We start from the raw sequence: 19,933 nt of genomic DNA, 5'->3' as shown, positions 1-19,933 counted from the left end.
GCGCGGTTCCCCGCGCGCCCAGGTGGGCCGGGGCACAGCCGCACGGGCAGGTGCCCGGAGGCGGGGAGCGTGGAGGGGTGCGGCCGGGTCACCCCTTCACGCACACGACCTGCTTGAGCTGCGCCACCACCTCGACAAGATCCCGCTGCTGGTCGATGACCTGCTCGATCGGCTTGTACGCCCCGGGGATCTCATCCACGACCCCCGCGTCCTTGCGGCACTCGACGCCCCGCGTCTGGTCCTCCAGGTCCCGCGCCGTGTACCGCCGCTTCGCGGCGTTCCTGCTCATCCGGCGGCCCGCGCCGTGCGACGCGGAGTTGAACGCCTTCTCGTTCCCGAGGCCCCGCACGATGTACGAGCCGGTGCCCATCGAACCGGGGATGATGCCGTGGTCCCCGGCGCCCGCGCGGATCGCGCCCTTGCGGGTGACCAGCAGGTCCACGTCGTCGTACCGCTCCTCGGAGACGTAGTTGTGGTGGCAGCTGATCTCCGGCTCGAACGTCACCCCGGCCTTCTTGAACTCCTTGCCGACGGCGTCCTTGAGCAGCGCCATCATCAGGGCGCGGTTGTAGCGGGCGTACTCCTGGGCCCAGAAGAGGTCGTTGCGGTACGCCGCCATCTGCGGGGTGCCCGCGACGAAGACCGCGAGGTCGCGGTCGACCAGGCCCTGGTTGTGCGGGAGCCGCTGGGCGACCCCGATGTGGTGCTCGGCGAGCTCCTTGCCGATGTTCCGCGAGCCGGAGTGCAGCATCAGCCAGACCGCGCCGGTGGTGTCCGTGCAGACCTCGATGAAGTGGTTGCCGGAGCCGAGCGTGCCGAGCTGCTTGGCGGCCCGCTCCTCGCGGTACCGCACGGCCTGCGCCACCGTGCCGAAGCGCGCCCAGAAGTCCGTCCAGCCCGCGGTCGGGAACCCGTGCAGCCGGTGCGGGTCCACCGGGGTGTCGTGCATGCCCCGGCCGACCGGGATGGCCCGCTCGATCCTGCCGCGCAGCCGGGACAGGTCGCCCGGGAGGTCGTTCGCGGTCAGGGACGTGCGCACCGCGGACATGCCGCAGCCGATGTCCACGCCGACCGCCGCGGGGCAGACGGCGTCCCGCATCGCGATCACCGAGCCGACCGTGGCGCCCTTGCCGTAGTGCACGTCCGGCATCACGGCCAGGCCCTCGACCCAGGGCAGCGTGGTGACGTTCCTGAGCTGCTGGAGAGCGGCGCCCTCCACCGTGGCCGGGTCGGTCCACATCCGGATGGGCACGTTCTCGCCCGGTACCTCTACGTACGACATCCTCGCTCCATTCCCCCGTGGTTCCCCCACACCGTGCTGTGATGCACGGCCGCACCGTGCGCCGATGCCTCGATCGCAGCCGGCTACGAGCCCGCCGGCCCGCCACCGCCGACGCTCCCCGGCGGCCCACCGGCACCCGGTCCGCCAGCACCCGGCCCGCCAGCACCCGGCCCACCGGCTCCCGGCCCGCCTGCCCCCGCCAACCGCAACGCGCCCACGGGAGTGCGCATGCCGTAACGCGCACGCCGGAACGCGCGAATATCCCAGCCCGAACGCGGGTCCGGAACGTAAATACCGGAACAAGCCCCACGAAAGGCCCTCCGGACCGGCGGGTCCGGGCGGGTGTGCGGTAGACATTGTCTCCAGCGGGCCACCGCCCGCGGCAACCGCATTTCGCCGCCGGACACCCCGTCGGACACCCGCCGGACCCCGGTTCCGCCCCGTACCACCCGTCCCCACCCGTCGAACCCGTCGAACCCTGCCGAGAGGAGCCAGCACCGTGCAGCGGAAGGCGTCGGTGACAGGAAGCGCAGCGCTGCTCGCGGCCCTCGCGGCCCTGCTCGCCGGCTGCACCACCGACTCCGGCTCCGGCGACGCCCCGGACGACGCCAAGCCCGCGGGGCCCGGCGCGTCGGCGCCGCCCGCGCCCCCGGGCAAGTACCGCACCCTGCCCGAGCCGTGCAGCCAGGTCGAGCGGGGCACGCTGGACGCGATGCTGCCCGGCATCAAGACCATCACCGACGAGCAGCAGCGCGAGCGCGCCTACCAGGGCAGCGCCACGTTGACGTACGACACCGACCGCAGGGTCGGCTGCCGCTGGACCGGCGAGTCGCCGACCGCCACGGACCACCTGCTGATCGACTTCGAGCGGGTCGTGTCCTACGACACCACGGTCAGTGACGACACACGTGCGAAGCAGGTCTTCGCCTCGAAGGAGCGGAACGCCGGCCTCCAGCCGCCCGCGGACCCTGCCGAGGGCGCCCGGAAGGGCTCCGGCGGCGCGGGCATGAGCCCGGACTCCGTCGCCGCGGGCGGCGGCTCCGGCGCGCCCGGTGACCCCTGCACCACGGCGGGCACCGGCACCCCGGCGGGCCGCCCGGCGGGCACGGGCGCCCCCGGCTCGGGTTCCGGTTCCGGCACCGGCTCGTCGGGCGCCGGCGCCCTGCCGTCCCGGACGCTGGACGGCCTCGGTGACGCCGCGTTCCTGGACGACACCTGCTCAAACCCGTCCGCGGCGGCCCGGCACCGCACGGTCACTGTGGTCTTCCGCACGTCCAATGTGATCGTCACGGTCCAGTACGACGAGCAGCCGGGCAGCCCCGCGATGCCTCCGGACAGCAAGAAAATGCAGGACAGCGCCCAGGAGCTGGCCCACACGCTGGCCGGCCGGCTCGGTGAGTGACCGCCGCCCGCGCGGCCGCGCCCGCCGCACCCGCGCCGGGTGGGACACGGCCGGGCGGGCGCCCACGGCGTAGCGTGGCCCCCCGGACCCGGCCCCGGGCCGCCGGTGCGCGGCCCGGGACCACCACCGTACGAGCGTCACGAGTGAAGGAACCATGCACCGACCAGCACAGCGACTCACCCGCATACTCGCCTGCGCGGCCGCCGTCCCGGTGATCCTCGTCGCGTCCGGATGCTCGTCGGGCTCGGGCGACGACGACCCCAAGGCCGGCAGCGGCTCCCCCTCGGCCCCGGCGAGCTCGGCCGGCTCCGGCGGTGCCGCGAGCGCGCAGCCGGCGTACGGCGCCCTCCCCCAGGCCTGCAAGACGCTGTCGAAGAAGACGCTGGCCAAGCTGGCGCCGGAGGCGGACACGGCGGGCACCGTGGGCAAGTCCGCGGACACCTCGCTGCGCGGCTCCTGCTCCTGGAGCAGCCTCGACAACAACGGCGTCAAGGGCTCGCAGTTCCGCTGGCTGAACGTGTCCCTGGTGCGTTTCGCGAACGACCCGGCCCGCGGCAGCGGCGCCAAGCTGGCCGGCCAGTACTACGCCAAGCAGGTGGCGGCCGCCAAGGCCACCGAGGGTGCCACCGCGGTGCGCACGGACCCGGTGCCGGGCACGGGCGACGCGGCGACGGCCGTGCACTACGACCTGAAGAAGAAGGAGGGTTCCTTCAAGCAGCAGACGGTCGTGGCCCGCACCCAGAACGTGGTGGTGACCGTCGACTACAACGGCGCCGGGCTCGCCGGTGAGAAGTCCCCGGACGCGGCCGGCCTGCTGAAGGACGCCGAGGCGGCGGCGCAGGAGGTCGTGGCCGCGGTCGCCGCTGCGAACAGCGGCTCCCAGTCCCCGTCCCCCTCGTCCTCCTCCCACTCGGCCTCGTCGGGCTCCTCGTCCTCCTCCCACTCCTCGTCCTCGCACTCCTCCGCGTCGCCGCACGAGTCGTCGAGCCACAAGGTCAAGCACTGACGGAGCGGCAAGTCGCCCGTACATGACGGCACTTGTCGGGAGAACGGGCGCCCGGGCGGCCGCTCCCGCCGGTACGCCGACCCGGCGCGGCCCGCACACATGTGCCAGGCTGTGGGCGGCAACCCGCAGGGGGCGACAGGGAGGGAGCAACGGTGGCCGCGCCACTCGCGCTGACACGGACACACCGGATACTCATCGGGCTGGTCGTCACCGGCGCCGTCATCATCGCCGGGATCGGCTTCGCGGGGTCGTACGCGGCCGTGCGGGCGCTTGCCGAGAAGAAGGGGTTCGGCCAGTTCTCCCTGGTCTTCCCCATCGGCATCGACGCGGGCATCTGTGTCCTGCTCGCCCTGGACCTGCTGCTGACCTGGATCCGGATCCCGTTCCCGCTGCTGCGCCAGACGGCCTGGCTGCTGACCGCGGCCACCATCGCGTTCAACGGCGCCGCGGCCTGGCCCGATCCGCTGGGCGTGGGGATGCACGCGGTGATCCCGGTGCTCTTCGTGGTCGCCGTGGAGGCGGCACGGCACGCGGTGGGCCGGATCGCGGACATCACGGCCGACAAGCACATGGAGGGCGTCCGGCTCACCCGCTGGCTGCTCTCGCCGATCCCGACGTTCCTGCTGTGGCGCCGGATGAAGCTGTGGGAGCTGCGCTCCTACGAGGCGACCATCAAGCTGGAGCAGGAGCGGCTGGTGTACCAGGCCCGGCTGCGTTCCCGGTTCGGCCGCGCGTGGCGCCGCAAGGCGCCGGTCGAGTCCCTGATGCCGCTCAGGCTGGCCCGCTACGGCGTCCCGCTCGCCGACACCGCGCCCGCGGGCCTGGCCGCCGCCGGTATCGAGCCGGCGCTGCTGCCGCCGGCGCCGCGGGCCGCGGAGCTGGAGCCGGCGTCCGGTGCGGCCCGCGGCGTGACGCAGGAGAACCGGCCCCCGGCCGCCGGCGGCCCCGACGGGCCTCCCGCAGCGCACGAGGCCGCCGCACCGCCCCAGGCCGACGACCTGAGCCCCTGGTTCGCCGCCCAGCCCGACCGGCCCTACGACGGCGGCTACGACCCCTCGTACGGTCCGGACGAGGAGTACGAGCAGTGGTACGCGGAGCAGGGCTACGCCGGGTCTCCGGGTGTGCCCGGCCAGGAGTTCCCGCACCCCGGTCTCCCCGAAGCCCCGCGGTACGCGGGCGGGGACCAGCAGGTCTTCGGGCCCCGGCAGTACGCGGGCCCGCAGGCCGGGCCGCCCGCGCCGGCGGAGCGGGCGGCGGACGGCGCCCCCGGCCCCGGCACCGGTGCCGGGGACAAGGACGACCCGGACGCGGCCTCCGGCAACCCCTTCCGGGTCCCCGCGGGCCCGGGCCGCACCCGTCCGCTGGGCGGCAGCCCCATCCCGGCGCCGCGCGCCGAGCAGGCACCGATGCCGCAGCCGGGCGCCGAGGACTTCCAGGAACTCCCGGCAGCCGAGGACGCGGCCGGCGAGGAGTCGTCCGCGTCCCTGCTGCCCGACGGCCTCTCCCGTGACGAGGCGTACTTCAACGCCTTCCAGAGGTACGTGAGGGAGCACATGGACTTCCCGAACGCCAGGCAGTTCGGCCTCTACCTCCAGGACCTGTACGGCATAGTCGGCCAGGCCGGCGGCCCCCTGACGGAGAGCACCCTCCGCCCCTACCTCCGCACCTTCCGCGAGCGCTACCAGCAGAACCTGGACGCCGACGAGGAACAGATCGCCTGACGGTCCTTCCCGTCCGGGATGCCGCCCCAAAGGGGCGACCCCGTCGCATCCGGACCACCGGCCGGTGGGGGTCGCTCGCGCAGTTCCCCGCGCCCCCAATCGAGGCGCGAAGCGCCGGCATCAGGGGCGCGGGGAACTGCGCGACCAGCCACGACGAAACCGCCAGGTCGTCACCGGCCCGAAGGGGCAGTTCTGTCGGAGCCGGACCACCGGCCGGTGGGGGGCGCCGGGGTGCCGGGGGCCGGAGGGAGCCCCCGGTCAGGCCTCCAGCAGCTTGCGCACCCTGTCCGCCCCCACCGCCAGCAGCAGCGTGGGCAGCCGGGGCCCGGTGTCCCGTCCGACCAGCAACCGGTAGAGCAGGGCGAAGAACGCCCGCTGGGCCGCCTTCAGCTCGGGCGTGGGCGGGGCATCGGGCGTGAGCCCGGCCATCCGCTTCGGCACCCCGTACACCAGCGCCGTCAGCCCGTCCAGCGACCAGTGCTGGTCGAGCCCCTCGACGAGCAGCCGCAGCGACTCCCGGTCCGACTCGCCCAGTGAGGCGAGCAGTTCGGTGTCCGGCTCCCGGCGCACCACGGTGCGCTGCTCCGCGGGAACGTAGGTGTTGATCCACGCCTCGGCCTTGTCGAACCGGGGCCGCGCCTCGTCCAGCGAGGTGAGCGGGTGCTCGGGGTCGAGGTCGCTGAGGATGCGCAGCGCCTGGTCGCGGTGGCCCGCGGTGATGTCGGCCACCGAGGCGAGCGTGCGGTACGGCAGCGGGCGCGGGGTGCGCGGCAGCTCCCCGGCGGCCGTGCCGACCGCGCGGGCGTACGCCGCGGCGTCCGCGGGCAGCACCACGGGCGCGTCCCCGGCCCCCGGGGCGCCGGCCGCGCTCTGCGCGACCTTCGCGGCGAGCCTGTCCCACTCGTCGTACAGCCGCTGGATCTCCTGGTCGAAGGCGATCTTGAAGGACTGGTTGGGCCGCCGCCGCGCGTACAGCCAGCGCAGCAGCTGCGGCTCCATGATCCGCAGCGCGTCCGCGGGCGTCGGCACCCCGCCCCTGCTGGACGACATCTTCGCCATGCCGGTGATGCCGACGAAGGCGTACATCGGCCCGATGGGCTGTTCACCGCCGAACACGGCCCGCACGATCTGGCCGCCGACCTGGAACGACGAGCCCGGCGAGCTGTGGTCCACACCACTGGGCTCGAAGATCACGCCCTCGTACGCCCAGCGCATCGGCCAGTCGACCTTCCACACCAGCTTGCCGCGGTCGAACTCGGCGAGCCGCACCGTCTCGGTGTGCCCGCAGGCCTCGCAGGCGTACGTCAGCTCGGTGGTGTCGTCGTCGTACGCGGTGACCGTGGTGAGGTCCTTGCCGCACGCGCCGCAGTACGGCTTGTACGGGAAGTAGCCGACCGTGCCGCCGCTGCTGTCGTCCTCCGCCGCCGCGCCGGACCCCTCGGCCGCGGCCAGCTCGGCCTCGTCGACCGGCTTCTGCTGCTGCCTGCCCTTGCCGGCCTGCTGAGCGCCGCCTTGCTGAGCGCCGCCCGCGCCCTTGCCCGGCTTCTTCGTGCGGTACTGCCCGAGGATCGCGTCGATCTCCGCGCGGTGCCGCACCGCGTGCAGGATCTGCTCGCGGTAGGCGCCGGAGGTGTACTGGGCGGTCTGGCTGATGCCGTCGTACTCGACGCCCAGCTCGGCGAGCGAGGCCTCCATGGCGGACCTGAAGTGGTCGGCCCAGTTCGCGTGCGGGGAGCCCTTCGGGGCGGGCACGGACGTCAGCGGCTTGCCGATGTGCTCGGCCCAGGACTCGTCCACCCCGCTGACGCCGGCCGGGACCTTGCGGAAGCGGTCGAAGTCGTCCCAGGAGATCAGGTGCCGGACGGGCAGGCCACGGCGGCGCAGCTCGTCGGCGACGAGGTGCGGGGTCATGACCTCGCGGAGGTTGCCGAGGTGGATCGGGCCCGACGGGGAGAGCCCGGACGCGACGACGACTGGTTTGTTCGGGGCGCGGCGCTCCGACTCGGCGCTGACCTCGTCCGCGAAACGGGAGACCCAGTCGGTGGTCTCGGTGCTCTGAGCCACGATCGGCACGTCCTTCTTTCTTTCCGCTCTACGCCCGGGCGACGGCCACGGTCGCGTCCCCCGCCCCGGACGCCCTCACGCGTACACGCCCGTGCACGCCGCGTCGTATCCCTGTATCTCCCATTCTCCCAGCTCGCGCCCGAAGCGCGAAAACGGCTTGTCAGGGCGTGGGATACTGACAGCGTTCGGATTCCCCCGCATTGTCGCCCCTGCATCGTCCAGGAGAAACGGCATTTCCTTCATGGCCTCGGTCACCTCGCTCAGCGCCTCAGTCCACCAGCGCCTCGCGGACGCCCTCACGGCTGCCCTGCCGGAGGCCACCGCCGCGGACCCTTCCCCAAGCTCTTCGAGCAGGGGAGACCCCATGCTGCGCCGAAGCGACCGGGCCGACTTCCAGGCCAACGGCATCCTGGCGCTGGCGAAGCGGGTGAAGACGCAGCCGAGAGAGCTGGCGGAGCGGGTCGTGGCGGCGGTCGACGCGCCGGACCTGCTCGCGGACGTCGAGGTCTCGGGCCCCGGCTTCCTGAACATCACGGTCACCGACCGGGCGATCACCCGGAACCTCGCGGCGCGCGCCGCGGACCCCGAGGGCCGGCTGGGTGTGCCCTTCGCCGCGCACCCGGGCACCACGGTGATCGACTACGCCCAGCCGAACGTAGCGAAGGAGATGCACGTCGGCCACCTGCGGTCCGCGGTGATCGGGGACGCGCTGGTGCGGCTGCTGGAGTTCGCGGGCGAGTCGGTCGTCCGGCGGCACCACATCGGGGACTGGGGCACGCAGTTCGGCATGCTCATCCAGTACCTGGAGGAGCACCCGCACGAGCTGGACCACAAGACCCCCGGCTCGGCGGGCGAGGAGGCCACCGGCGAGGAGGCCATGTCCAATCTGGACCGCCTCTACAAGGCCGCGCGGCGGCTCTTCGACTCCGACGAGGAGTTCAAGACCCGGGCCCGGCGCAGGGTGGTGGACCTCCAGGCGGGCGACCCCGAGACGCTGGCGCTGTGGCAGCGGTTCGTCGACGAGTCGAAGCTGTACTTCCAGTCCGTCTTCCACAAGCTGGACATGGAGATCCGGGACGCCGACGTGGTCGGCGAGTCCGGGTACAACGCCATGCTGGCGGAGACCTGCCGCCTGCTGGAGGAGTCCGGTGTCGCGGTCCGCTCCGAGGGCGCGCTCTGCGTCTTCTTCGACGACATCAAGGGCCCGGACGGCAAGCCGGTCCCGCTGATCGTGCAGAAGTCCGACGGCGGGTACGGGTACGCGGCGACGGACCTGTCCGCGGTCCGCGACCGGGTCTTCAACCTCAAGGCGGACACCCTCCTGTACGTGGTGGACGCCCGCCAGGCGCTGCACTTCCGGATGGTCTTCGAGACGGCGCGCAGGGCCGGCTGGCTCGGCGACGACGTCGCGGCGCAGCAGCTCGCCTTCGGCACCGTGCTCGGCAAGGACGGCAAGCCGTTCAAGACCCGGGCGGGCGAGACGGTCCGGCTGGAGGACCTGCTGGACGAGGCGATCGAGCGGGCCACGGCGGTGGTGCGCGAGAAGAACAACGAGAAGGTCGGGCTCTCCGAGGACGAGATCGTCACCAATGGCGCGCACATCGGCATCGGCGCGGTGAAGTACGCCGACCTGTCGACGTCCGCCAGCCGGGACTACAAGTTCGACCTGGACCAGATGGTCTCGCTGAACGGCGACACGTCCGTCTACATCCAGTACGCGTACGCCCGGATCCAGTCCATCCTGCGGCTGTCCGGGGACGCGCGGCCCGTCGCGCACCCGGAGCTGGGGCTCGCTCCCGCGGAGCGGGCGCTCGGGCTGCACGTCGACCGGTTCGCGGAGACGGTCGCGGAGGCCGCGGCGGAGTACGCGCCGCACAAGCTGGCGGCGTACCTGTACCAGCTGGCGTCGCTGTTCACGACGTTCTACGCGGAGTGCCAGGTGCTGAGCGACGAGAATCCGGCGGAGGTGGTGGAGAACCGCCTCTTCCTCTGCGACGTCACCGCCCGCACGGTGCGGCAGGGCATGACGCTCCTGGGCATCCGCACTCCCGAGCGACTCTGACGGCCCGCGGCGCCTGTCAGCTCCGAGGGCCCCGGGCCCTGGACGGCGCCGGAGCCGAAACCCCGGCAACGGCGCGGGGGCGCGAGCCCCGATCCCCGGCAACGGCGCCGGCGGCGCGAGCCCCGGGACCGGCGCAGGACACCAGGACAAGGCGCAGGACACCAAGACCGGCGCTGGCGCCGAAGACCGCTAAGACCGGCGCTGGCGCCGGATCGAGGCCGCCACCTCGTTCTGCTCGGTCTCCCACCAGGGACGTACGCGCTCCGGTGCCGGTGTCCCGTCCTGGGCGGGCGCCGGGTCGGCGACGCGGGCCAGCTCCGTGTCGAGACGGCGGTCGAGGGCCGCGGCGTGGACGCGTTCGGCGCGCGCCCACTGCACCAGGAGGGCCAGCAGGAACGGCAGGGCGGTCAGCTCGGCGATGCTGAGCATGGCGCCGCCGCCGATCTGCTGGTCGTGGTGGACGTCCGGTGACCAGGGCGGCGCGTGGTGCAGGTACCAGGCGCCGGCGATCAGCGTGCCGTGCGTCATCACGACGAGCCCCGGGACCGCGTCGACGATGCCGTCCAGGAAGACCAGCGCCGCCCGGATCGGGTGGGTGCACCAGGTGGGCAGCGTCTGTTCGTGGGTGAGGACCGGGATGACGAACAGGGATCCGGCGGCCAGCAGGTGCAGGTACATCAGCTGGTGCAGCCAGCCGACGCGCAGGGCGGTGGCGAAGTACGGGGTGAAGTACACGGTCAACTCGGTGGCGAGGACCAGGGCCGTGCTGACCAGGGGGAAGGTCAGCACCCGCACCAGGCGGCCGGTCATGACCCGCCGGAGGTGTGCCGCGGGCGCCTTTGGCAGCGCCTCGACGGCGAGCCGCAGGGGATCGCCGAGGGCCAGGCCGAGCGGCGCGACCAGGTCGAGGAGGACGTTCTGGACGGCGGCCGGCCAGAACAGCACATGGTCGTAGACGGCCAGCGCGGACATCGTGGCCACCACCAGCGCGCCGAGTCCGAGCAGCACGAACGCCGCGACGCGGCCGGGCGGCCAGGGTGCACCGCGCCGCCGCAGCCGCAGCACGCCCCAGCCGTAGAGCGCGCCCAGGGCGACGACGAGGAGCAGAGCGGGGACGTCCGGTTGCCAGGAGGTCAGCAGGCGCCCCGCGGTCAGCTTCGCCAGCGGCGCGGCGGACAGGTCGGTCACCGCGTGACGAACCATGCCGATCGTCCTCCTTCCGCCCGGCCCGGGACGAGCCGGCTCACCCGGGACGGTATGCCCCGCCGGCCCGGGACGGTGCGGCGGGGTGCCCCCTCGCCCCGGGATCGCCCTGGGATCGCCCCCATCGCCCCGGGATCGCCCCGGTCGCCGCCTGTCACGCCTGGTCACGCCCGGTCGCGGCCCCTTCCGGGGCCGGGCTGGCCGGTTATAGTCACGCCGGTGACCCGGCATCCCTCCGTCCACCTGGCGAACCTGGACCTGAACCTCCTGGTCGCCCTCAGAGAGCTGCTCCGGGAGCGGAACGTCACCCGTGCGGCGGCCCGGATCGGCGTGACGCAGCCCGCGGCCAGCGCCGCGCTCGCGCGGCTGCGCCGGCACTTCGAGGACGACCTGCTGGTGCGCAGCAGGAACGGCTATGTGCTCACCCCGCTCGCCCTCCAGCTCGCCGACCAGGTGGAGACGGTCTGCGCGGCCGCGGAACGCCTCTTCGCGACGGACAGCAGCTTCGATCCGGCGACCTCCCGCCGCCAGTTCACGCTGCTCATGGCCGACTACACGGTGTCCGTGCTGGGCGCCCGCCTCTCGGCGGCGCTCGCGGCCGAGGCCCCGCGTGTGGAGCTGCACATCCGCATGGTCCGGGAGGCGTTCAGCACGGACGCGGCCGAGACGATCCGGTTCATCGACGGCATGATCGCCCCGCCGGTCAGCCGTTTCGAGGTGCCGGGCCTGCGTTCCGCGGACCTCTTCAGCGACCGGTGGGTGTGCGTGCTGGACGCCGCGCACCCCTGCGCCCGGCGGGGCCACCTCACGCTGGAGGACATGGCGCGGCTGAGCTGGGTCGCGCCGTTCCAGCCCGATCCCGGTTATCTGACGGCCGCCCCGACCACCCGCCAGCTCACGCTTTTCGGAATTCAGCCCGATGTCAGGGTGCGCGTCGAAAGCTATGAGGCGGTCCCGCATTTCGTCGTCGGAACGGACCGCATCGCCCTGCTCCAGGAACGCCTCGCCGAGCGCATCGCCCTCCCCATGGGCCTTGCCGTACTGCCCTGCCCCGGAGATCCGGAACCGATCACGGAAATGCTCTGGTGGCATGACGAATACGACGGCGACCCGGCCCACCAATGGCTGCGGAAGATGCTGACCGCGGTGGCCGCCGACGTCTGAACCCCGGCCTCGAAGCCACCCCCCGAAGCCTCTCCCTCTCCTCCGTCACACCGCACCGACCTGCGAAGATAAACCGCATCGATGATCGGCGAGACGTAATGTCTATCTTCCGCCGCCTTCCCACGCACCGTCCGGTTCCTTACGTTGTCCGGCATGCCCCACGCGCTTACCGACCTGCAAGTCCGCACCGTCACCAAGCCCGGAACGCCTGCCGGATCCGCTGGATCCGCCGGGCCCGCCGGCCATGAACTCACCGCCGACGTCTGCGTGGTCGGCGCGGGAATCGCCGGCCTTTCCGCGGCCGTCGAATCGGCACGCCTCGGCAGAAGCGTCGTACTCGTCGACGCGCTTCCGGTGCTCGGCGGGCAGATGGTGAATTCCCTGATCGGCCTCTTCTGCGGGGTGTTCGGAAACGCACCCGAGCACCACCAGCTCACGCACGGCATCTTCGACGACATCTTCCGCGACCTCGGAGCGAGCGGCGACCTCTTCTACAACCGGACGCACACCACGACCGTCGGCTACGACGAGGTCGCCCTCGGCCGCTGGGTGGAGGACACCGTCCTCGCCCTGGGCATCCAGCCGGTCACCGGAGCCGTGCTCACCGGTGTGGAGCGGGACGGCGAGCGGCTGCGCTCCGTGCGCCTCGCCACCCGCTACGGCACCCTCGACATCCGGGCCGGCGGCTTCGTGGACGCCAGCGGCGACGCGGCGCTCGCCTGGGAGGCGGGCCTCGAGTGCCGGCTGCCCGACCGGGAGATCTACGGCTCCCAGCAGCTCGTGGTCGAGCACCTGGCCGAGGCCGGCCGGCCCGAGCCCGCGGAGCTGGCGGCGCGGGTGAAGGAGAAGGCCGCGGAGTACGGGCTGCGCCGCCATGACGGCCTGGCGTTCTTCTTCCCGGGCCGCGGCACCGCCGTGCTCAACATGACGCACATCGAGGCCCCGCTGGAGCCGGTCGCCGCGGCCCGCGCCCAGCTCGACGGCAAGGTGCAGGCGGACCGGGTGGTGGCGTTCCTGCGCGCCGAGTTTCCCGAGGCGTTCGCCAAGGCCCGGGTCCGCTCGTACGGGTTCCCGGGGCGGCGGCAGACGCGCTGGGTGAAGGCGGTGCACCAGCTCACCGTCGACGAGGTGCGCGCCGGCACCCGGTTCCCCGACGCGGTGGCCCGCACCGCCTGGCCGATCGAGCTGCACGACAGCCCGCAGGGCTATGTCTGGGAGACGTTCGGGCCCGACCACCTGCACTATGTGCCGCTGCGCTCGATGACCCCGCCCGGCGTCGGCAACCTGCTGGTCGCCGGCCGGTGCGTGGACGGCGACGCGGCGGCGCTCTCCAGCATCCGGGTGATGGGGCCGTGCGGGGCGATGGGCGCCGCCGCCGCGCACGTCCTGCAGATGGCGGACGAGGCGCCGGGCGGCGGTGGCAGCGTGCACGACGTCGACCACGGCGAGCTGGCCGCCCGTCTCGCCCACAACCTCGACGGCTGACCGGCCCCGGGCCGCACGTCCACAGGAGGACGCATGTACCGCAGCAACTACCAGCCCGGCACCGTCCGCTGGGCCACCCGCCGGGCCCAGTGGCGCGCGCTGGGCCTCACCGACGAGGACATGCGCAAGCCGAAGATCGCGGTGGTGAACACCTCGTCGGAGCTCGCGATCTGCTTCAGCCACCTGGACGCGGTGGCGGCCCGGGTCAAGGACGGCATCAGGGCCGCGGGCGGGCTGCCGTTCGAGGTGCGCACCACCGCGCCCAGCGACTTCATCCACTCCGCGGGCCACGGCGGCGGCTACATCCTCTCCGCCCGCGACCTGATCGTGAACGACATCGAGGTGGGCGTCGAGGGCGCGCAGCTGGACGGCATGATCTGCCTGGCGAGCTGCGACAAGACCGCGCCCGCCCAGCTCATGGCGGCCGGCCGGCTGAACGTGCCCACGCTGCTGCTGGCGTGCGGCTACCAGCCGAGCGGCCGGTTCCGCGGCGAGCAGTGCGACATCGAGGACGTCTTCCTGCACGCCTGTGGGACGCCCGGTCCGAAGCTCACCGAGGAACTGACGGAGATGAGCGAGGACGCGGTGCGCGGCCCCGGCGTCTGCGCGGGCATGGGCACCGCCAACTCCATGCACATCGTCGCCGAGGCGCTGGGCATGGCGCTGCCCGGCACCACCCCCGTCGCCGCGAACTCCCCCGCGATGTGGCGGGCCGCCGACCTCGCCGCGGAGCGGATCGTGGCCATGGTCGAGGAGGACCTGCGGCCCCGGACGGTGCTCACCGAGGCGGCCTTCCGCAACGCCGCCCGGGTCGCGCTCTCCGTCGGCGCGTCGATCAACACCATCAAGCACCTCCAGGCGGTGGCCGCGGAGGCCGGCGTCGACATCGACGTCACCGCCCTCTACGGGGAGCTGGGCGCCACCACCCCGCTGCTGTCGGCGGTGCGGCCGAACGGCCCGCACACCATCGAGCAGTTCGACGCGGCGGGCGGCGCGCGGGCCGTGATGGCGCAGCTCTCCGGGCTGCTGGAGCTGGACGCGGGGACGGTGACCGGCGCGACGCTCGGCGAGAACCTGGCGGACGCGGCGGTGGCCGACGCAGAGGTGATCCGCCCCGGTGACCGGCCCTTCTCGCGGGACCCGCTGATCCTGGTGCTGCGCGGCTCGCTCACCCCGCTCGGCGGGATCGTCAAGCTCTCCGTGGACGAGGAGCGTCCCGCGGAGTTCACCGGGCCCGCGCGGTGCTTCGAGGGCCAGGAGGACGCGCTCGCCGCGCTCGCGGCCGGCACGATCACCGCGGGGGACGTGGTGGTGGTGCGGGGGCTCGGCCCGCGCGGCCGGCCCGGGATGGGCATGGCCTCGCAGATCGTCTTCGCGCTGGACCGCGCCGGGCTCACCGGCCGGGTGGCGGTGGTCACCGACGGCCAGCTCTCCGGTCTCGTCAACCGCGGGGTGGTGGTCGGCGAGGTCCGTCCCGAGGCGGCGGACGGGGGGCCGCTGGCGCGGCTGCGCGACGGTGACGTGGTCCACGTCGACCTGCGCGGGCGGCGCTGCGACGTCCGGGTCCCGGCGGACGAACTCGCGGCACGCACGCCCGCGGCCGGCCGCGATCACGCGGAACGCGGCTGGCTCTCGGTGTACCGCCGCACGGTCCGCCCCCTCTCGGAGGGCGCGACGCTGGGCCCCACCTGATACCGAGCGCATGTCACGGTCCCGGGGACTTCTCCCGGGATCCCCTGTCCGCCGCAACGGCGAGCAACCCCACACAACGAGATCGGCGGTGCAGAACCCACCGCGGGCCGCGACAGGCCCGGCACCGCCGGACAGGTCCATCGGGCTTCTCGCCGTCGCGGCGGAGAACGGGCGCGGAGCGCTCACCAGCGGCGGAAAGGAGAGCGCGGAGCGCTCAAGCCCCGGGGGCCGCCCCCGAAAACCGAACCTCAGGAGTCGGCAATGACGCTGCCCCAACCCCGTCCCACCCCGGACACCGGCGAAGCCGGCGCGCACCCCACCCCCCTCGTCGGCGAAGCCGAGGAGCGGCGCTCGGCGCGCGCCGGCGCGTTCTCGATGTTCGTCGACAGCTTCGACGTGTACCTCCCCGCCCTCGTCCTCCCCGCCGCCATGGCGTACTTCATGCCCTCCGGCGCCCCCGCCGCCACACGGGCCACGATGACGACGCTGATGTTCACCGTCGGCCTCCTCGGCCGCCCCATCGGCAGCGTCGTCTTCGGCAACGTCTCCGACCGGATAGGCCGCAAGCGCACCACGCTGATCAGCGGCTGGGGCTTCACCGTCTGCACCCTGTTCATGGGGCTGCTGCCGGGCCACGCCGCGTGGGGCTCCGGTGCCCTCGTCGTCTTCGCCACCCTCCGGCTGATCAGCGGCGTCTTCCTCGCCGGCGGCTATGCCGCCCCGATGCCGCTCGCCCTAGAGCAGGCGCGGCCCGAGCGGCGCGGTCTGGTCGGCGGGCTGATCGGCGCCGGCGCCCCCGCGTCGTTCCTGGTGATCAACGCGCTGCTGCTGGTGCTGCTGAACGTGCTGCCCCACGGCGGCTTCCTCTCCTGGGGCTGGCGGGTGCCGTTCCTGCTGGGCTTCGTGATGGGCCTGGTCTACCTCTGGCAGTACCGGGGCGTGACGGAGGACGCGGCCGTGTTCGCGGCGCGCCGCGCCGAGGGCCGCAAGCAGCCCGTCGTCGAGCTGTTCACGACCCACCGGGCGCTGATCGGCAGCGTGTTCCTGTTCACGTGCGGGTACTGGTTCGCCGCGCAGATGTCCGTCTCGTTCCTGCCGACGCTGCTGGTACAGGTGCTTGAGTCCAGCCCGAACCTCAGTACCACCTCCGAGCTGATCGCCGCCGTGCTGACGATCGTGCTGATCCTGGTGCTGGCCCGGCTCGGGCAGCGGATCGGGCGGCGGCGGCTGCTGATGACCTGCTCGCTGGTGATGGCTTCCGTGGTCGCCGGGGCGTTCGCGCTGCTGGCGGTGGCGCGGGACCTGGGGATGCCGGCCTGGCTGGTCGTGGTGGTCTACCTGGTGGCGAAGGTCACCCCGTCGGCGCCGCTCGGGGTGATCCTCACCTACCTCAACGAGCGCTTCCCGGCCTCCGTGCGGGCCAGCGGCTATGGCATCGGCTATATGTTCGGGCTGATCCTGCCGGGCCTGTACTCGTTCGAGCTGCTCTGGCTGAGCAAGCTGATGCCGTACGCGTACACGCCGATCGTGCTGATCGTCTTCGGCGGTCTGCTGATGCACGTCGCGGTGCGGCGCGGCCCCGAGACCAACACCGTCCCGGTCGCCGCGGGTGCCAAGGCCGTGCCCGGCGCGGCCGCCGTCACCGTGGAGGGCGCCCGATGAGGCTCACCGACGACGAGAAGGCGATGCTCGACGGCGCCGAGGGGCCCGCGGTCGCCGCGGCGATGGACCTGCTGGTCCGGTACGGCGAGGCCCTGGACGCCGAGCGGCTCTGCGACACCCGCAACGTCGCGGGCACCACCACGCAGCCGTCCCCGGCGAAGGCCAGGCTGGTCGCCGAGGGCGGCTGGAACCGGGCGTTCTCGGTGATCAGCCTCGACAGCGACGAGACGCTGGACATCCCGGACATGAAGGTGCCCACCTGCCAGCTCCAGCAGGGCTTCGGCCCGGACTCGGTGGGCATCGCGCCCTACCCGCGCGAGTTCGTGGAGCTCCAGAGCGAGGCGGAGGCGTTCGCGGGGCGGCGCGGGGTGAACATCCTCGCCACCTGCACGCCGTACCAGGTCGGCAATCTGCCGGTGCGCGGCGAGCACTGCGCGTGGATGGAGTCGTCCGCGGTGGTGTACGCCAACTCGGTGCTCGGCGCCCGCACCAACTGCGAGGGCGGCGCGTCCACCGGTGCGGCGAGCCTCACCGGGAAGATCCCCTGCTGGGGCAACCACCTCACGGAGAACCGCTACGGCACCCACCACGTCCGGGTCGAGGCGCCGGTCAGCAGCTTCCTGGACTGGGGGCTGCTGGGTTACTTCACCGGCGACGTGGTCCAGGAGGGCCGCCCGGTCGTCACCGGCGACCTGGCCCGGCCCGACCTGGTCGACCTCAAGCACTTCGGCGCGGCGAGCGCGTCGTCCGGCGGTGTGGAGCTGTACCACATCCCGGGCGTCACGCCCGAGGCGCCGACCCTGGCGGAGGCCTTCGGCGGGCGGCGCGCCCCGGAGCCGGTGGTGTACGGCGCGGCCGAGCGGCGCGCGGTGTACGAGACGCTGAACGACCAGGGCAGCAGCACCGACGTGGACTTCGTGCTGCTGGGCTGCCCGCACGCGTCCGTCGACCAGATACGGGACGCGGCCCGCGCCCTGGAGGGCCGGAAGCTGCACTCCGGCACCCAGCTGTGGATCATGGCGCCGCGGGCCCTGAAGGACGCGGCGGACCGGAGCGGGTACACCGCCGTGATCGAGGCGGCGGGCGGCCGGGTCCTCGTCGACTCCTGCCCCGCCATGTCCCGCTCGGCCCCGCCCGGCACCCGGGTCTTCGCCACGGACTCCGCGAAACAGGCCCACTACCTGCCGGCGATCCTCGGCATCGAGGCCTGGTTCGGCACGCTTCAGGAGTGCGTCGACGCGGCGGTCACGGGCCGCTGGCGAGGGGAGCTGCGATGATCACCGGAGACGAGCGGGAGGCCCGGGACACCCGCGGCCCCGACCGCCCCGCCCCCTTCACCCTGCACGGCCGCAAGGTCGTCGGCGGTGTGGTCGAGGGCGAGGCGCTGGTGTCGCACGAGACGATCTCGGGGTGGGGCGGCATCGACCCGGCCACCGGCACCGTCATCGAGCGCCGCCACGAGCTGTTCGGCGTCTGCTTCACCGGGAAGATCCTGGTCTTCCCCGGTGCGAAGGGCTCCTCGGGCTGGTCCGGCTTCTTCCAGACGACCCGCCTGATGGGCACCGCGCCGCTCGGCATGATCTTCACGGTCACCACCACGAAGTCCGCCCTGGGCGCGGTCGTCACCCGCGTCCCCACCCTCACGGACCTGGACCGGGACCCGGTCGCCGCCATCCGCACCGGGGACTGGCTCCGGCTGGACGCCGACCACGGCGTCGTCGAGGTCACACCCGGGGGCGGGTGATGGACTTGTGCTCGACGTAGCCGGTGAGGCCGACCGTGCCGTACTCGCGGCCCAGGCCGCTGGCCTTGTAGCCGCCGAACGGACCGTCGAAGCTGATCGGCGAGCCGTTCAGGGTGACCGTGCCGGTGCGCAGCCGCCGGGCGAGGTCCAGGCCGCGCCGGGGGTCGGTGGTCCAGATGCCGCCCGACAGGCCGTACTCGGAGTCGTTGGCGATGTGGACGGCGTCGTCCTCGTCGTCGTAGGCGATCACGACCAGGACGGGGCCGAAGATCTCCTCCTGGGCGATGCGCATGCTGTTGTCGACGTCGGCGAAGAGGGTGGGGGTGACGTAGTTGCCCTGCTCCAGGCCCTCCGGAACATGCGGGCCGCCGGTGACCAGTCGCGCGCCCTCCTTGATGCCGAGGGTGATGTAGTCGATGACGCGCTGCTGCTGGTCGGGGCGGATCATCGGGCCGATGAAGGTGTCGGCGGCGGCGGGGTCGCCGACCTTCAGCGACTCGACCATGTCCTTCAGCGCGGCGACGACCTCGTCGTAGCGGCTGCGCGGGGCGAGGATGCGGGTCTGGAGGATGCAGGCCTCGCCGTTGTTGCCGAGGGAGCCGAAGCGCAGCCCCTGGACGGCGGCGGAGAGGTCGGCGTCCTCCAGGATCAGGGCGGCGGACTTGCCGCCCAGCTCCAGGCTGACCCGCTTCAGCTGCTCGCCCGCGAGGGCGGCGATACGGCGGCCGGCCCGGGTCGAGCCGGTGAAGGCGACCTTGTCGACCTCCGGGTGCGAGATCAGGTACTCACTGGTCTCCCGGTCCGCGGGCAGGACGCTGAGGACGCCCGCGGGCAGCCCGGCCTCGTGCCAGAGGTCGGCGAGCAGCATCATGCTCAGCGAGTTCTCCGGGGAGACCTTCAGCACGACGGTGTTGCCGGCCAGCAGGGCCGGGACCAGCTTCGCGGTGGCCGCGGAGAACGGCGAGTTCCACGGGATGACGGCCGCGACCACGCCGATGGCCTCGCGCCGGACGATGGTGTCGAAGGCCACCGACGGATCCGAAGGTTCGACGACCTCCTCCCAGCCGAACTCCTCGGCGGCCTTGAGGTAGGCCTCGACCTGCCGGGTCAGGAAGGGCTGGCCCGCCTTGGTGAACCAGCCGGCCGAGCCGTTCTCCGCGGAGATGGCCGCGGCGATCTCGTCGGCGCGCGCGGCGCGCAGCGCCTCGTAACGCCGGACGACCTCCTGCCGCTCTTCGGGGGTGGTGTGCGGCCAGGGGCCGTGGTCGAACGCCTCCCGCGCCGCGGCGACGGCGGCGTCCACGTCGGCGGTGCCGGCCTGGGCCACCCGGCCGAGGACGGACTGGTCGTGCGGGGAGAGGATGTCGAGCAGCGGGTCCGGGCCGCTGGGGGCCACCCAGGAACCGCCGATGTAGAGCCTGTCGCGGACGATCATGTCTGTTGCTT

The 19,933-nt window shown here is 73.2% G+C and carries 14 protein-coding genes; 10 read left to right on the top strand and 4 right to left on the bottom strand.

Annotated features, from left to right (window positions below; translation table 11 throughout):
- Positions 1-88 precede the first annotated feature (88 nt).
- Positions 89-1,282: an RtcB family protein gene (locus tag ACSMXW_RS20985; protein WP_485798308.1), complete on the bottom strand. Its 1,194-nt coding sequence runs from the start codon at positions 1,280-1,282 to the stop codon at positions 89-91.
- A gap of 499 nt (positions 1,283-1,781) precedes the next feature.
- Here ACSMXW_RS20985 and ACSMXW_RS20980 point away from each other — a divergent pair, with 499 nt between their 5' ends.
- The 3 genes from ACSMXW_RS20980 to ACSMXW_RS20970 all read left to right on the top strand — a co-directional run bounded on the left by ACSMXW_RS20980 (position 1,782) and on the right by ACSMXW_RS20970 (position 5,411).
- Positions 1,782-2,684, top strand: a complete 903-nt coding sequence (locus ACSMXW_RS20980; protein ID WP_485798306.1) for a DUF3558 domain-containing protein — start codon at positions 1,782-1,784, stop codon at positions 2,682-2,684.
- 154 nt (positions 2,685-2,838) lie between these two features.
- On the top strand, positions 2,839-3,690 hold the full coding sequence (locus ACSMXW_RS20975; RefSeq protein WP_485798305.1) for a DUF3558 domain-containing protein: 852 nt from the start codon (positions 2,839-2,841) through the stop codon (positions 3,688-3,690).
- A gap of 152 nt (positions 3,691-3,842) precedes the next feature.
- The gene (locus ACSMXW_RS20970) at positions 3,843-5,411 is read left to right on the top strand and encodes a DUF2637 domain-containing protein (RefSeq protein WP_485798304.1); all 1,569 of its coding nucleotides are present in this window, start codon (positions 3,843-3,845) and stop codon (positions 5,409-5,411) included.
- A 258-nt stretch (positions 5,412-5,669) separates the two neighbouring features.
- Here ACSMXW_RS20970 and lysS read toward each other — a convergent pair whose 3' ends face one another.
- Positions 5,670-7,484: a lysine--tRNA ligase gene (lysS, locus tag ACSMXW_RS20965; protein WP_485798303.1), complete on the bottom strand. Its 1,815-nt coding sequence runs from the start codon at positions 7,482-7,484 to the stop codon at positions 5,670-5,672.
- 232 nt (positions 7,485-7,716) lie between these two features.
- On the opposite strand from lysS, the gene argS reads away from it, so the two are divergent.
- Entirely contained in the window at positions 7,717-9,537 is a 1,821-nt protein-coding gene (gene argS, locus ACSMXW_RS20960) for an arginine--tRNA ligase (RefSeq protein ID WP_485798302.1), read from the top strand.
- A gap of 189 nt (positions 9,538-9,726) precedes the next feature.
- Here argS and ACSMXW_RS20955 read toward each other — a convergent pair whose 3' ends face one another.
- Positions 9,727-10,740 carry a cytochrome c oxidase assembly protein gene (locus ACSMXW_RS20955; RefSeq protein ID WP_485798301.1) on the bottom strand — a complete coding sequence of 338 codons (1,014 nt, stop codon included), beginning with the start codon at positions 10,738-10,740 and terminating at the stop codon, positions 9,727-9,729.
- A 219-nt stretch (positions 10,741-10,959) separates the two neighbouring features.
- Between ACSMXW_RS20955 and ACSMXW_RS20950 the strand changes: the two genes are divergently transcribed.
- The 6 genes from ACSMXW_RS20950 (at position 10,960) to ACSMXW_RS20925 (ending at position 18,487) form a co-directional block, all read left to right on the top strand.
- On the top strand, positions 10,960-11,904 hold the full coding sequence (locus ACSMXW_RS20950) for a LysR substrate-binding domain-containing protein (RefSeq protein ID WP_485798299.1): 945 nt from the start codon (positions 10,960-10,962) through the stop codon (positions 11,902-11,904).
- Between the two features lie 153 nt (positions 11,905-12,057).
- Positions 12,058-13,389, top strand: a complete 1,332-nt coding sequence (locus ACSMXW_RS20945; protein ID WP_485798297.1) for an FAD-dependent oxidoreductase — start codon at positions 12,058-12,060, stop codon at positions 13,387-13,389.
- A 33-nt stretch (positions 13,390-13,422) separates the two neighbouring features.
- Entirely contained in the window at positions 13,423-15,081 is a 1,659-nt protein-coding gene (ilvD, locus tag ACSMXW_RS20940; protein WP_485798296.1) for a dihydroxy-acid dehydratase, read from the top strand.
- 261 nt (positions 15,082-15,342) lie between these two features.
- On the top strand, positions 15,343-16,743 hold the full coding sequence (locus ACSMXW_RS20935; RefSeq protein WP_485798294.1) for an MFS transporter: 1,401 nt from the start codon (positions 15,343-15,345) through the stop codon (positions 16,741-16,743).
- Positions 16,740-18,020, top strand: coding sequence for an aconitase X (locus tag ACSMXW_RS20930; protein WP_485798293.1), 1,281 nt, complete (start codon positions 16,740-16,742; stop codon positions 18,018-18,020). Before ACSMXW_RS20935 ends, ACSMXW_RS20930 begins: the two co-directional genes overlap by 4 nt.
- Positions 18,017-18,487, top strand: coding sequence for an aconitase X swivel domain-containing protein (locus ACSMXW_RS20925; protein ID WP_485798291.1), 471 nt, complete (start codon positions 18,017-18,019; stop codon positions 18,485-18,487). Before ACSMXW_RS20930 ends, ACSMXW_RS20925 begins: the two co-directional genes overlap by 4 nt.
- Here the strand turns inward: ACSMXW_RS20925 and ACSMXW_RS20920 are convergent.
- Positions 18,468-19,922 (bottom strand): aldehyde dehydrogenase, encoded by a 1,455-nt coding sequence (locus ACSMXW_RS20920; protein ID WP_485798290.1) that lies wholly within the window; start codon positions 19,920-19,922, stop codon positions 18,468-18,470. The genes ACSMXW_RS20925 and ACSMXW_RS20920 overlap by 20 nt on opposite strands.
- Between the last annotated feature and the right edge of the window lie 11 nt (positions 19,923-19,933).

This window comes from Streptomyces sp. DSM 116793 (assembly GCF_057320905.1).
The sequence above is the reverse complement of the archived record's forward strand: the minus strand, read 5'-3'. Positions and strand labels throughout refer to the sequence as shown.